Annotated in this window: 12 protein-coding genes; 8 read left to right on the top strand and 4 right to left on the bottom strand. The window is 69.0% G+C overall.

Going from position 1 to position 14558, the window contains the following annotated elements:
* Window positions 1–8 precede the first annotated feature (8 nt).
* From WJ16_RS25540 to WJ16_RS25510, 7 genes are all read left to right on the top strand, one after another.
* Window positions 9–764 (top strand): Crp/Fnr family transcriptional regulator, encoded by a 756-nt coding sequence (locus tag WJ16_RS25540; RefSeq protein ID WP_069259821.1) that lies wholly within the window; start codon window positions 9–11, stop codon window positions 762–764.
* A gap of 227 nt (window positions 765–991) precedes the next feature.
* Window positions 992–4159 carry an efflux RND transporter permease subunit gene (locus WJ16_RS25535; protein ID WP_069259820.1) on the top strand — a complete coding sequence of 1056 codons (3168 nt, stop codon included), beginning with the start codon at window positions 992–994 and terminating at the stop codon, window positions 4157–4159.
* A gap of 36 nt (window positions 4160–4195) precedes the next feature.
* A complete protein-coding gene (locus WJ16_RS25530) occupies window positions 4196–5437 on the top strand; it encodes an efflux RND transporter periplasmic adaptor subunit (protein WP_069259819.1) in 1242 nt (413 codons plus the stop codon).
* A 5-nt stretch (window positions 5438–5442) separates the two neighbouring features.
* The gene (locus tag WJ16_RS25525; RefSeq protein WP_084636152.1) at window positions 5443–6957 is read left to right on the top strand and encodes an efflux transporter outer membrane subunit; all 1515 of its coding nucleotides are present in this window, start codon (window positions 5443–5445) and stop codon (window positions 6955–6957) included.
* Between the two features lie 28 nt (window positions 6958–6985).
* Window positions 6986–7681 carry a heavy metal response regulator transcription factor gene (locus tag WJ16_RS25520; RefSeq protein WP_021159240.1) on the top strand — a complete coding sequence of 232 codons (696 nt, stop codon included), beginning with the start codon at window positions 6986–6988 and terminating at the stop codon, window positions 7679–7681.
* A complete protein-coding gene (locus WJ16_RS25515) occupies window positions 7678–9117 on the top strand; it encodes a heavy metal sensor histidine kinase (protein WP_069259817.1) in 1440 nt (479 codons plus the stop codon). Before WJ16_RS25520 ends, WJ16_RS25515 begins: the two co-directional genes overlap by 4 nt.
* A 106-nt stretch (window positions 9118–9223) precedes the next feature.
* Complete coding sequence (locus tag WJ16_RS25510; RefSeq protein WP_069259816.1) at window positions 9224–9811, top strand: LysE family translocator; 588 nt, start codon at window positions 9224–9226, stop codon at window positions 9809–9811.
* Window positions 9812–9847: 36 nt separating this feature from the next.
* Here the strand turns inward: WJ16_RS25510 and WJ16_RS25505 are convergent, their stop codons facing one another.
* Entirely contained in the window at window positions 9848–10693 is an 846-nt protein-coding gene (locus WJ16_RS25505) for an AraC family transcriptional regulator (protein WP_069259815.1), read from the bottom strand.
* Window positions 10694–10842: 149 nt separating this feature from the next.
* Between WJ16_RS25505 and WJ16_RS25500 the strand changes: the two genes are divergently transcribed.
* Window positions 10843–11637: an SDR family NAD(P)-dependent oxidoreductase gene (locus WJ16_RS25500; protein ID WP_069259814.1), complete on the top strand. Its 795-nt coding sequence runs from the start codon at window positions 10843–10845 to the stop codon at window positions 11635–11637.
* A gap of 24 nt (window positions 11638–11661) precedes the next feature.
* On the opposite strand, the gene WJ16_RS25495 is transcribed toward WJ16_RS25500, so the two are convergent.
* From WJ16_RS25495 to WJ16_RS25485, 3 genes are all read right to left on the bottom strand, one after another.
* Window positions 11662–12036: a hypothetical protein gene (locus WJ16_RS25495; protein ID WP_069259813.1), complete on the bottom strand. Its 375-nt coding sequence runs from the start codon at window positions 12034–12036 to the stop codon at window positions 11662–11664.
* Window positions 12037–12212: 176 nt separating this feature from the next.
* Window positions 12213–13283, bottom strand: coding sequence for an AI-2E family transporter (locus WJ16_RS25490; RefSeq protein WP_069259812.1), 1071 nt, complete (start codon window positions 13281–13283; stop codon window positions 12213–12215).
* Window positions 13284–13411: 128 nt separating this feature from the next.
* Entirely contained in the window at window positions 13412–14521 is a 1110-nt protein-coding gene (locus WJ16_RS25485; protein WP_069259811.1) for an NADH:flavin oxidoreductase/NADH oxidase, read from the bottom strand.
* Window positions 14522–14558: the final 37 nt, after the last annotated feature.

Here is a 14558-nt window from a genome sequence, read left to right as displayed (position 1 = left end):
CCGCATCGATGCACGACCCACTCGCCGCCCCGCCCGACACGCCCGTTCGCCCGTCCGACGCGCTTCCCGAACCGGCCCCGCTGCCTGCGCTCGCCACGCTGTTCGGCCAGTGCGCGTGGTTCCGTACGCTCGCGCCCGAGCACCAGGCGCTCGTGCTCGCGCAGTCGCACGTCGAGCAGTGCGAGGCCGGCGCCGTGATCGCCCGTCGGCTCGCGCCGTCGGAATACTGGATCGGCGTGCATCGCGGCTTGCTCAAGCTCGCGATCTTCAATGCGTCGGGGCGCGGCTGCACGTTCTCCGGCGTGCCGTCGGGCGGCTGGTTCGGCGAAGGCAGCGTGATCAAGCGCGAGCTGCGCAAGTACGAGGTCGTCGCGATCCAGCGCTCGACCGTGCTGTTCGTGCCGGTCGACACGTTCCACGCGCTGCTCGACACGAGCCTGCCGTTCACGCGCTTCGTGATCCACCAGTTGAACAACCGGATGGGCGAATTCATCGCGTCGATCCAGAACAGCCGGCTGCTGGACGTCGACGCCCGCGTCGCGCAGGCGCTCACGCAGCTTTTCAACCCCGACCTGTACCCGGACACCGGCCCGTCGCTGTCGATCTCGCAGGAGGAACTGGGCATGCTCGTCGGCGTGTCGCGGCAGCGGATCAACCAGGCGCTGCAGCAGCTCGAAAAGCTCGGCACGCTGCGGCTCGCGTACAACCAGATCGACGTCGTCGATCTCGGTGCGCTCGCGCGGGTCGGCATCGAGCAGATCTGAGCGCGACCGATGAACGCAATCGATGCCGATGCAGCCTGCCCGTCCGGCATCGCGGCCGTTTTGCGGCCGGCGCGTCGCGCCGCGTTTCCTCTGCCGAATCGGCACCCGGCCCGCGCGCTCCAACCTGACGATTCCGCCAGTTTCGCGACAGTAACCCGTTCCACGCCGACGCCTATCATTCGGGTTCCCTTTATCCACGCCTGATCACCGCCTGTCCCGCTGCCTCCATGTGGATCGTCAATCTTGCGCTCAGGCGCCCCTACACGTTCATCGTCATGGCCATCATGATCGTGCTGGCCACCCCGCTTGCGCTGATGCGCACGCCGGTGGACGTGCTGCCCGCGATCAACATTCCCGTGATCAGCGTCATCTGGAATTACAGCGGCTTCTCCGCGACGGAGATGACGAACCGCATCACGTCCGTGCACGAGCGGATCCTGACGACGACCGTCAACAACATCCAGCACGTCGAATCGACGTCGCTGCCCGGCATCGCGGTCGTGAAGGTGTTCCTGCAGCCGGGCGCGAACGTGCAGACGGCGATCGCGCAGACGGTGTCGTCCGCGCAGGCGATCGTGCGGCAGATGCCGCAGGGCGCCACCCCGCCGCTCGTGATCACCTATTCGGCGTCGAGCATTCCGGTGATCCAGCTCGGGCTGTCGAGCAAGACGCTCAGCGAACAGTCGCTCGCCGACATCGCGCTCAACTTCCTGCGCCCGCAGCTGATCACGGTGCCGGGCGTGCAGATTCCGTTTCCGTACGGCGGCCGCACGCGCGTGGTCGCGATCGACCTCGATCCGCAGGCGCTGCTCGCGAAAGGGCTCACGCCGGCCGACATCGTCAACGCGGTCAACGCGCAGAACCTCGTGCTGCCGACCGGCACCGCGAAGATGGGCCCGACCGAATACCGGATCGACACGAACGCGTCGGCCGACACCGTCGCCGACATCAGCAACCTGCCGGTCCAGACCGTCAACGGCGCGACGACTTACCTGCGCGAGGTAGCATCGGTGCGCGACGGCTTCGCGCCGCAGACCAACGTCGTGCGCCAGAACGGCCAGCGCGGCGTGCTCATCTCGATCCTGAAAAGCGGCGACGCGTCGACGCTCAAGGTCGTGTCCGACCTGAAGGCGCTGCTGCCGAAGGTGATCCCGACGCTGCCCGAAGGGCTCACGGTCACGCCGCTGTTCGACCAGTCGGTGTTCGTCAACGCGGCCGTCCAGGGCGTGATCCACGAGGCGCTGATCGCCGCCGTGCTGACCGCGATGATGATCCTGCTGTTCCTCGGCAACTGGCGCAGCACGCTGATCATCGCGATCTCGATCCCGCTGTCGATCTTCACGTCGCTGATCGCGCTGTCCGCGCTCGGCGAAACCATCAACATCATGACGCTCGGCGGGCTCGCGCTCGCGGTCGGGATCCTGGTGGACGATGCGACCGTCACGATCGAGAACATCGAGCGGCACCTGCATCTCGGCACGAACCTGCATGACGCGATCCTCGAAGGCGCCGGCGAAATCGCGGTGCCCGCGTTCGTGTCGACGCTGTGCATCTGTATCGTGTTCGTGCCGATGTTCTTCCTGACCGGCGTCGCGCGCTTCCTGTTCGTGCCGCTCGCGGAAGCCGTCGTGTTCGCGATGCTCGCGTCGTACGTGCTGTCGCGCACGCTGGTGCCGACGCTCGCGATGCTGCTGTTCCGCCCGCAGCAGGCGAGCACCGGCCCCGACCGTTCGACGTCGCGCTTCGCGCGCCTCCATCACGCGTTCAACGCCGCATTCGAGCGGCTGCGCGCGTGGTACATCGTGCTGCTCAGCATCCTGCTGGTGCGCCGCCGCTTCTACGCGACGTGCTTCCTCGGCTTCTGCGTGCTGTCGACGGGCCTCGTGTTCGTGCTCGGCCGCGACTTCTTCCCGAATGCCGATTCCGGCAACATCCGGCTGCACATGCGCGCGCCGACCGGCTACCGGATCGAGGAAACCGCGCGTCTCGCCGACCAGGTCGAACGCGTGATCCGCGAAACCGTGCCGTCCGACGAACTCGGCGCGATCGTCGACAACCTCGGCCTGCCGGTGAGCGGCATCAACCTGTCGTACAGCAACGCGGGCACGATCGGCACGCTCGACGGCGAACTGCTGATCGCGCTGAAGCCCGGCCACCGCGCGACCCAGCATTACGTGCACGCGCTGCGCACGGTGCTGCCCGAGCGCTTCCCGGGCGTCGAGTTCTTCTTCCAGCCGTCGGACATCATCACGCAGATCCTCAACTTCGGCCAACCGGCCGCGATCGACGTGCAGGTGCTCGGCAACGATCTCGCGAGTAACATGACTATCGCGAGCAGCCTGATGAAAAAGTTCAGGCGAATCCCCGGCGCCGTCGACGTGCACGTGCTGCAGCGCAACGACGAACCGACCCTGCTGGCCGACATGGACCGTACGCGCATGCAGCAGCTCAATCTCTCCGCGCAGAACGTCGCGCAGAATATGCTGATTTCGCTGTCCGGCAGTTCGCAGACGACGCCGTCGTTCTGGATCAACCCGCGCACCGGCGTGCAGTACCCGCTGCAGATCCAGACCCCGCAATACACGCTCTCGTCGGTCGACGACCTGCTCGGCACGCCGATCTCGGCGAACGGGCGCGCCGGCATGCCGCTGCAACTGCTCGGCAATCTCGTGCAGGTGCGCAACACCGCGAACCCGGCCGTGATCACGCACTACAACATCCGCCCGGCGATCGACGTGTACGTGAGCGTCGAGGGCCGCGACCTCGGCGCGGTCGCGGGCGAGATCGACCGCATCGTGTCCGATGCGCGCGCGACGCTGCCGCGCGGCACCGAGCTGACGATGCGCGGGCAGATCGAGACGATGCGCACGTCGTATATCGGCCTCGGCGCGGGCGTCGCGATGGCGATCGTGCTCGTCTACCTGCTGATCGTCGTCAACTTCCAGTCGTGGCTCGACCCGCTGATCATCATCAGCGCGATGCCGGCCGCGCTCGCCGGCATCGTGTGGATGCTGTTCATCACCGGCACGCACCTGAGCGTGCCCGCGCTGACGGGCGCGATCATGACGGTGGGCGTCGCGACCGCGAACAGCATCCTGGTCGTGTCGTTCGCGCGGCAGCGCCTGCAGGCCGGCGCGCCGCCGCTCACGGCCGCGCTGGAAGCCGGCGCGACGCGGATCCGGCCGGTGCTGATGACGGCGCTCGCGATGATCATCGGGATGGTGCCGATGGCGCTCGGTCTCGGCGAAGGCGCCGAGCAGAACGCGCCGCTCGGCCGCGCGGTGATCGGCGGGCTGCTGTTCGCAACCGTCTCGACCCTGCTGTTCGTGCCGCTCGTGTTCGGCGGCGTGCATGCGCGGCTGGCCCGCCGGCGTGCGCGCCTGGCCGGACACTGACCTTCGTTCCACTACCCGGTTGATTTGGTTGAATTCATGGAAGAGAAACATCACAGCGCCGTCGGCATCCAGGTGGACGAACACGGCATGCACCTGCCGACGCGCACGTCGGTGTCGCGACGCGCACGCATCGTCCTGATCGTGATCGGCGTGCTGCTGGCCGCCGGCGCCGCGCGCACGGTCGTCGTCAACGTGCTGAACCGCAACCGGCTCGACGCGGTCGCCGAGCAGAACACGCGCCAGTACGTGAGCGTCGTGCATCCGGTCGACGCGGCCACCGGCGGCAAGCTGACGCTGCCGGGCACGCTGCGCGGCTTCGTCGAGGCGCCGATCTACGCGCGCGCGAGCGGCTACGTGCTGCGCTGGCAGGCCGACATCGGCACGCACGTGAAGCAGGGCCAACTGCTCGCCGAACTCGACACGCCCGAGCTGAACCAGGAACTCGCGCAGGCCACCGCGCAGCGCCAGCAGGCGCAAGCGTCGCTCGCGCTCGCGAAGACGTCGTTCGAGCGCGCGCAGCAGTTGCGCCAGCGCGATGCCGTCTCGCAGCAGGAACTCGACGACCGGCAAGGCGCGTTCAACCAGGGCACCGCGAACCTCGCGGCGGCCGACGCGAACATGCGCCGGCTCACCGAGCTGAAGGGCTTCCAGCGGATCGTCGCGCCGATCGACGGGATCGTCACGCAGCGCAACGTCGACGTCGGCGACCTCGTCAGTTCCGGCAACGCGGGCCGCGCGCTGTTCACGGTCGTGCAGGCCGACCGGCTGCGCCTCTACGTGCAGGTGCCGCAGGCCTACGCGCAACAGGTGAAGGTCGGCCAGCAAGTGAACGTCGCGCAGGCCGAGCTGCCGGGCCGGACGTTCGACGGCACGATCACGCGCACGTCGCAGGCGATCGACGTCGCGACGCGCTCGCTGCAGACCGAAATCACGCTGCCGAACCCGGACGGCCGGTTGCTGCCCGGCGCGTACGTGCAGGCAACGCTGCCGATGACGCCGGTCGGCCGCCTGCAGGTGCCGGCGAATACGCTGCTGTTCCGCGCCGAAGGCCCGACGGTCGCGACCGTCGACGCGAACGGCCAGGTGCGCCTGAAACCGGTGACGGTGGTGCGCACGATCGGGCAGACGCTCGAAGTCGACGGCCCGCTCACGCCGAATGACCGCCTCGTCACCAACCCGAGCGACGCGCTCGCGAACGGCGACCCGGTGATCGTCTCGACGCCGGCTGCAACACCGGCCGCGAAGCCGGCGGCCGGCGCCGCGGAGGCGAAGTCGTGATCGCGATGCGCGTCCGCCGGCGGCCCGCCGCCGTCTCCGTCACCGCCGTCGCGCTCGCCGCCGCCCTCGCCGGCTGCACGGTCGGCCCCGATTACCGGCGGCCCGACGTCGACACGCCGGCCGCATGGCGGCTCGATCCGGCGGATGCCTATTGGCATCCGGCCGCGCCGGCCCGCGCGCCGCTCGACCCGGCCTGGTGGACTGCGTTCGGCGATCCGCAGCTCGATGCGCTGGAAGCCGAAGCGCTGCGCAACAACCAGACCCTGAAGGCCGTCGCCGCGCGCTACGACCAGGCGAAGGCGACCCTCGCGTCGGTCGCATCGGCGCAGTATCCGGCCGTCGGCCTGAGCGCGAGCGGCCAGCGCTTCAAGATCTCGGCCGACCGGCCGCAGACCAACTACGCGACGCAAAGCATGTCGACCGTGCAGAACGACGTCCAGGTCGGCGCGGCCGTCAGCTACGAGCTCGACCTGTTCGGCCGCGTACGCCGCAGCGTCGAATCCGCGCAGGCCACCACCGAGCAGGCCGGCGACGATTTCGCGAACGCGCGGCTGGTGCTGACCGCCGATCTCGCGTCGAGCTATTTCGCGCTGCGCGAATTCGATGCCGAGATCGACGTCGTCAAGCGCTCGATCGACCTGCAGCAGAAAGCGCTCGACTACGTGAGCGCGCGCCACGATCTCGGCGCGGTGTCGGGCCTCGACCTGCTGCAGCAGCGCTCGCAGCTCGACGCGACGCGCACGCAGGCGCAGCTGCTGCTACAGCAGCGCGCGCAGGTCGAAACCGCGATCGCGACGCTGGTCGGCACGCCGGCCCCCGCGTTCTCGATCGCGCCGCGCGTCGTGCCGATCAACGCGCCGACGCTGCCCACCGGCCTGCCGAGCGACGTGCTGCAGCGGCGCCCCGACGTCGCGTCGGCCGAGCGCGCGATGGCCGCCGCGAACGCGCAGATCGGCGTCGCGCGCGCCGCGTATTTCCCGCGCATCACGCTGTCGCCCGACATCGGCTGGGATGCGACGCGCTTCGCCGGCCTGTTCACCGTGCCGGCGCTGCTGTGGTCGGTCGGCGGGTCGCTCGCCCAGCCGCTGTTCGAAGGCGGCAAGCTGAAGGCCGGCGTCGATTTCGCGCAGGCGGGCTACGCCGCCGCGCAGGCCGGCTACCGGCAGACCGTGCTCACCGCGTTCCAGGAGGTGCAGAATGCGGTCACGGGATTGTCGGTGCTCGCCGACGCCGCGCAGCAGGCGGCCGCGGCCGTCGACGACGCGCGCAAGCTCGTGTCGCTCGCGCAGGATCGCTACGCGGGCGGGCTGACGCCGTTCATCGACGTGCTGACGGCCCAGCAGCAGTTGCTGACGAGCGAGCGGCAGGCCGTGCAGATCCAGGGCCAACGCGCGGCGCTCGTCGTGTTTCTCGCGAAGGCGCTGGGCGGCGGCTGGGACGGGCATGCGGCGAGCGGCCCGGCACCGGCCGAGGTCGCCACCGCAGCCCCGGCGTCGGCCCCGGCGCACCCGAGCCCTTAACCGGATTACCCGGACAACGGATTCGAACATGAAAGTCCTGATCGTCGAAGACGAACCGAAAGTCGTCGAATACCTGAAGAGCGGCCTGACCGAAGAAGGCTGGGTCGTCGACACCGCGCTCGACGGCGAGGACGGCGCGTGGAAAGCCGTCGAATTCGACTACGACGTGGTCGTGCTCGACGTGATGCTGCCGAAGCTGGACGGCTTCGGCGTGCTGCGTGCGTTGCGCGCACAGAAGCAGACGCCCGTCATCATGCTGACCGCGCGCGACCGCGTCGACGACCGCGTGCGCGGGCTGCGCGGCGGCGCCGACGACTACCTCACCAAGCCGTTCTCGTTCCTCGAACTGATCGAGCGGCTGCGCGCGCTCACGCGCCGCGCACGCGTGCAGGAATCGACGCTGATCTCGATCGGCGACCTGCGCGTCGACCTGATCGGCCGCCGCGCGACGCGCGACGGCACGCGGCTCGACCTGACCGCGCAGGAATTCCAGCTGCTCGGCGTGCTCGCGCGGCGCAGCGGCGAGGTGCTGTCGAAGACGACGATCGCCGAACTCGTGTGGGACGTGAACTTCGACAGCAACGCGAACGTCGTCGAAACGGCGATCAAGCGTTTGCGCGCGAAGCTCGACGGCCCGTTCGCGGACAAGCTGCTGCACACGATCCGCGGCATGGGCTACGTGCTCGAGGCGCGCGAGGACGGCGACACCGAGAGGCCCGCATGAAACGCTCGATCGTCCTGCGGTTGTCGGCGATGTTCGGCATCGTGTCGCTGCTCGTGTTCACGCTGGTGGGCTGCGGGCTGTTCGTGATGATGGAGCGCCAGCTGTTCGCCGAGCTGCGCGCGACGCTCGACACGCGCACCAAGGTCGCCGAGATGATCGTGTCGCATGCGCTGACGGCCGAGCGCGGGCGTCTCATGCAGGAAAAACTCGCCGATCTCGAACCGCCCGACGGCTCGACGCGCTACCAGGTCGACAGCACGAACCCGGCCTTCCGCTTCGGCAAGCCCGTCGACGGCGTGCCCGTCGGCGAGCCGTTCGGCGCCTTCCAGCGCTACGCGCTGAACGACAGCAGCTACGACGTGATGACGAAGACCGTCACCGTGGCCGGCAACGGCGAGCGGCCGACGCTGCGGCTGATCGTCGCCAGCTCGTGCGAACGCACGCAGCGGATGCTGCGCCGCTTCGGCTGGACGCTTGCCGGGCTGATCGCGATCGCGACGATCGTCGCGCTGCTGCTGAGCCGCGCGGTGGCCCGCTTCGGGCTCGCGCCGCTCGACCGGCTGTCGCAGGACGCGTCGGCGATCAGCCTCGCGAACCGCCACCAGCGGCTGCAGACCGACGCGCTGCCGGCCGAGCTGCGCGAGCTTGCCGCGTCGTTCAACGGCGCGCTGGAACGCATCCAGCAGACCTACGCGCGGCTCGAGGCGTTCAATGCGGACGTCGCGCACGAGTTGCGCACGCCGATCAGCATCCTGATCGGCCAGACCCAGGTCGCGCTGACCAGCCGCGACCGCTCGGTCGAGCGGATGCAGCAGACGCTGCAGTCGAACCTCGAGGAATTCGAGCGGCTGCGCGTGATCATCAACGACATGCTGTTCCTGTCGCGCAGCGACCGCGGCGAACGCGCGACCGACCTGAAGGACGTGTCGCTCGCCGACGAGGTGCGGCGCATGCTCGACTTCCTCGAAATCCCGCTCGACGAGGCGCAGTTGCACGCCGAGCTGCACGGCGACGCGCGCGCGGCCGTCGATCCGTCGCTGTTCCGCCGCGCGATGACGAACCTGCTGATCAACGCGATCCAGCATTCGGCGCCCGGTGCGACGATCGGCGTGACGATCGTGCGCCGCGACACGCTCGTCGAAGTGTCCGTCGCGAACCCCGGCGAGCCGATCGATCCCGCCCGGCGCTCGCACGTGTTCGAGCGCTTCTACCGCCTCGAGGAAGCGCGCGCGAACAGCAAGGAGAACCACGGGCTCGGACTGTCGATCGTCAAGGCCGTCGCCGAAATGCACGGCGGCAGCGTATTCGTCGCGTGTTCGGGCGGCATCAACACGTTCGGTTTCTCGGTCTCGACGAAGCCCTGCGCGGGCGGCCCGCTGCGCCCGGCCGACGTGCACGACACCCGGCCGGCGCACGCGCCGCGCGCGTTGCACTGACGACGGCCGGCGCCCGCGCGCCGCCGAGGGCAGTTTTCTTCAATACGGGCCGGTGCGGCTTCCGTAGTCTCGATGCGACTTTCGATCATTCGCATGGAGACATCCAATGAGCATGCTGGTTTCGATGGCCGCGTTCGCGCTCGCCTCGTCGATCACCCCCGGTCCCGTCAACATCGTCGCGCTCAGTGCGGGCGCGCGTCACGGCCTCGGCGCGAGCCTGCGCTATGCGGCCGGCGCGACGCTCGGCTTCGTCGCGCTGTTCCTGCTGATCGGCCTCGGGCTGCACGCGGCGCTCGCGCGCTGGCCCGTGCTGACGACCGCCACGCAGTGGTCGGGAATCGCGTTCCTGCTGTATATGGCGTTCAGGCTCGCGCTCGATGACGGCCGGCTGTCGGCCGCCCCGGACGTGGCCGGCCCGTCGGCGGTGGCCGGCGCGGCGATGCAGTGGCTGAATCCGAAGGCGTGGCTCGCGTGCGTGGCCGCGATGGGCGCGTATGCGGCCGATGGCGACCGTGCGCAGGTCTGGCAGTTCGCCGCGCTGTATCTCGTGATCTGTTTCGCGTCGATCGCGTGCTGGGCGTACGCGGGTGCGTCGCTGCGGCACCGGCTCGCGAACGCGCGGCGCATGCGCGTGTTCAACCGGCTGATGGCGCTGCTGCTCGCGGGCAGTGCGCTCTTGCTGCTCGACGTGTAGCGGGTTGGTCGCTCGGTTCGCCGCTTGGCTTGTCGCTCAGTTCGTCGCGCTGCGGTACTGGCCGGGCGTCGCGGCCGCGATGCGCCGGAACGCGCGCTGGAAATGCGCCTGGTCGGCAAAGCCCGCGTCGAGCGCGACGTCGGCGATCGGCCGGCCGCGACGCAGCTCGGTGCGGCCGTACTGCACGCGGCGATCGATCAGGAACGCATGCGGCGTCATGCCGTAGCGTGCGTTGAATGCGCGGATCAGGTACGACGGCGACAGGTCGGCCGCTGCACAGATCGCATCGAGCGTGACGCCCTCGCGGCAATGGGCGGCGATGTAGTCGGCCGCGCGCGCGAGTCTGGCGTTGTCGTCGCCGGCGCGCGGCGTGGCCGGCTCGCGATCGAGCGCGCCGTGCAGCACGGTGAAAAATTCGACCGCCGCGCTCTCCTTGCCGAGCGGATCGACGCCGGGTGCGACGAGCGTGCGGTAGAAGCCGCCAAACTGCGCGAACAGGTCGTGCCGTTCGGTCAACTTCGTCGAAAAGCCGTGAAAATCGCCGTTCGGGTCGCGACCCAGCGAATGCTGCAGCCGCGCGAGCCACGGCACGTCGACATAGACCATCCGGTAGGCCCACGCGTCGGGGCCGTACGGATTGCACGCATGCACCTGCTCCGGATCGATGATCACCAGCACGCCGCGCCCGACGTGCGCCTTCGTCGCGCCGTTCACGTAGGTGCTCGTGCCGCCGACGATCGCGCCCACCGAAAACGTGTCGTGCGTGTGCTTCGCGTAGCAGATCGCGCGACCGTCGTCGACGGTGCGCGCCTCGATGAACGGCAACGCGGCATCCCGCCAGAACGGCGACGGATCGACGGATCGGTTGGCGGTACGGCTCACGCGGCGGGCTCCCGGTTCGGACGGCGAACGCACACCGTACAAGACTGCGGGGCGCCGCGCAACCGGATCGCGCCGTTTCGCCTAAGCTTTGAATTTCATCCGCCGCGACAGCCGCGGCGGTTCCCGTTCACTCCTCTTCCGTCACGCTCATGCACATCGATCTGAAAGGCAAGACCGCGGTCGTCACCGCCTCCACCGCCGGTATCGGGTTCGCGATCGCCGAAGGGCTCGCGCGCGCCGGTGCGCGCGTCGTCGTCAACGGCCGCAGCGACGCGTCGGTCCAGGCCGCGCTCGCGCAACTGCGCGCCGCCGTCCCCGACGCGGATTTCGACGGCATCGCCGCCGACCTCTCCGATGCGGCCGGCGTCGCGCGCATCACGCAGCACACGCCCGCGGCCGACATCCTCGTCAACAATGCGGGCATCTACGGCCTGAAGGCGTTCTTCGACATCGACGACGCCGAATGGGACCACTATTTCCAGACCAACGTGATGTCCGGCGTGCGCCTCGCGCGGCATTACCTGAAAGGGATGATCGAACGCAATGCCGGTCGCATCGTGTTCATTTCGTCGGAATCGGGCCTGAACATCCCGGTCGACATGATTCATTACGGATTCACGAAAACGGCGCAACTGTCGATCGCGCGCGGCCTCGCGAAGCTCGCGGCCGGCACTCGCGTAACGGTCAACTCGGTGCTGCCGGGGCCGACGATGTCGGACGGCGTACGGGCGCTACTGAAGGAAACGGCCGACGAAACCGGCCGCAGCATCGACGACGTGGCCGTGGAGTTCGTACGCAACCAGCGCGCAAGCTCGATCATCCAGCGGCCGGCGACGCCCGAGGAAGTCGCGAATATGGTGGTCTACGTGTGCTCGCCGCTCGCGTCGGCGACGACGGGCGCCGCGTTGCGGGTGGACGGCGGCGTGGTCGACACGATCGCGTGACGACGGGCGGGCAAGGCCGCCGCGCTAGCGCGACGCGGCCTTGCCTTGCTGGAGCACACCCTTGCGGTCGGCGTTCATGCAGGAATCGAAGCCGTGCTGGGTCACGACGCCGGCCTTGTCGAACACGACGAAATACTCGCGGTGATCGTGGTCGTGTTCGATGAAGTAGTTGTAGCAGACGCCGCTGCCGTTGCGGACCATCCAGACGCTGCGCGGATTGCCGGCCGCGCGGACGACGTCGGCACGCGTCGCGCCATGCCGCGACGCGGCCCGCGCAAGCGGCGTGCGCGAGTACGAGAATGGCAGCCACGAGTCGAACCACGCGCAGCCGTGCAACATCAGGCAGCTGGCGGCCAGGGACAGCGTCGCTGCGGGACGGGCAAACGGAATCAATCGCATGCTTGGGAAATCTGCTGCGCCGTGCCGGCGCGATCGAAAACCCCATGCTACTCGACCTTTGGGTCCGGATCGAAAAGAAATGTAGAGATCTTTATCCGAATCGCTGCATTACAGGCTTGCGCACCCGCCGGATCGTCGCCCGCCGCGGCGGCCGATGCGCGCCTGAACGCGCGTCGTCATGCGATCCATTCGGCCCACAGCATCGTCAGCACCGTCATCAGCGCGGGGCCGACGAACAGCCCGATCAGCCCGAACGTCTCGGCGCCGCCGAGGATGCCGAACAGCACGAGCAGGAACGGCAGCCGCGTGGAGCCGCCGATCAGCACCGGCCGCACGAAATGCTCGGCCACGAACACGACGACGAACCCGAGCACGGCCACGACGATCGCCCACATGGTCGCGCCCTGCACGAACAGCCAGAGCGCCGCGCCGCAGAACACGACGGGCGCGCAGAACGGCAGCATCGCGGCGACCGCCGTGACGAGGCCGAGCAGCGCCGCATGCGGGACGCCGGCCAGCGCATACGCGATGCCGAGCAGCGCGCCCTCGCCGAGCCCGACGACGACGAGCCCCGTCACCGTGCCGAACACGGCCGCGACCATCCGCTCGATCAGCTCCGCGCCGCTGCGTCCGAACGCGCGCCGCGCGCCCTGCAGCAACGCGCCCGACAGCTTGTGGCCGGCGCGCAGGATCACGAACAGCGTGACGAGCATGAAGCCGAATTCGAGCAGCGCGTGCGCGAGCTTCGTGCCGAACTGCCGCCCGAACGCGATGAATTTCTCGCCGTTGACACTGTGCATCGCGGTGGACGCGTGCAGCGGATGGCCGAGGTTGGCCTGCCACCATTCGGTGATCTGCGCGGCGCCGTAAGGCAGCCGGGCGACCACGTCCGGCACCGGGATGCCGTTGTCCTGGATCGTGCGCAGCCACTCGCGCAGGTCGTGTACCTGCGCGACCGCCTGGGTGGCCGCGACGGCCACCGGCAGCACGACCAGCAACGAGATCCCCGTCGTGATCACGATCGCGATCAGCGTCGGACGATGGCGGAACAGCCGGTGCGACTCGAAGCGTCCGAGCATCGGCCACATCGCGATGGCGATCACGCAGGCCCATGCGATGGCAGGAATGAAATCGCGGATCACCCACAGCGCGATCACCAGCAGCGCCGCATACAGCACGGCGCGGGACACCTGCTGCACGCGCGGGCGCGCGGCGGGCTCGTGAGACGACGGGACATGTGCGCTCATGACACCTCGGTCGAAATGAAAAAATGGCGGTTCGCGCAAGCCACCGGCCTGCACGAACCGCCATTCTATCCATCGGCGCCGAAAGGACGGCGCATATCGTGCGTGCGCCGCCCGGGCGCGATGCCCGTTCAGGCCACCTTGTCGGCGGTCCGGTAACGTTCGAGCCAGTGCGCGTACGGCGCGGGCAGCGTCCACGACGGGCGTTCGACGCCGAGCTGCTTGGCCGCGTAGTACGGCCAGTGCGGGTCGGCCAGATGCGCACGGCCGACCATCACGAGATCGAGCTGTTCTTCCGCCACCACGCGGTTCGCGAGTTGCGGGGTGTCGATCCCCCACGCGGACGACACCGGCAGCCCGGCCTCGCGGCGCACGCGCTCGGCGACCGGCGCGAGGAACGCCGGGCCCCACGGAATCTGCGCGTGGGGCGTCGAGAAACCGACCGATACGCTCAGCATGTCGAGCCCTTCCTGCTTCAGCCGCTGCGTGAGCGCGATCGACTCGGCGAGCGTCTCTTCGTCGCGGCCGTCGTATTCGATCACGCCCAGGCGCGCGGTCAGCGGCAGATGCTCGGGCCAGACCTTGCGCACGGCCGCCAGCGTCTCGACGAGAAAGCGGCCGCGGTTCTCGGCCGAACCGCCGTATTCGTCGTCACGCCGGTTCGCATGCACCGAGAAGAAGCTCTGGGCGAGATAGCCGTGCGCGAAATGCAGTTCGAGCCATTCGAAGCCCAGGTCGCGCGCGCGCTTCGCCGATGCGACGAAATCGGCCTGCACGCGTGCGATGTCGTCGCGCGTCATCGCGCGCGGCGTTTTCGGCAGATGCGCGCCGAACGGCACGGCCGACGGCGCGATGGTCTGCCAGCCGCGCGGATCGCCGTCGGCGATATGGTCGTCGCCTTCCCACGGACGGTTCGCGCTCGCCTTGCGGCCCGCGTGCGCGATCTGGATGCCGGGCACCGCGCCGGCCGCCTTGATCGCCGCGACCGACGGCGCGAACGCTTCGGCCTGCCGATCGTTCCACAATCCGGCGCAGCCCGGCGTGATACGGCCTTCCGGCGACACGGCGGTCGCCTCGGCGATCACGAGGCCCGCGCCGCCGCGCGCGATGCCGGCCAGATGCACGTGATGCCAGTCGTTGACGACGCCGTCCTCGGCGACGTACTGGCACATCGGCGGCACCGCGATACGGTTGCGCAGCGTGACATCCTTGAGTTTGAACGGTTCGAACAGGGCAGACATCCACGACTCCTTTGCTTGGTACTGCAAAATGACTGGA

This window comes from Burkholderia metallica, assembly GCF_001718555.1.
GTDB classification, from domain to species: Bacteria; Pseudomonadota; Gammaproteobacteria; order Burkholderiales; family Burkholderiaceae; genus Burkholderia; species Burkholderia metallica.
This window is presented reverse-complemented; position numbering and strand designations above follow the sequence as displayed.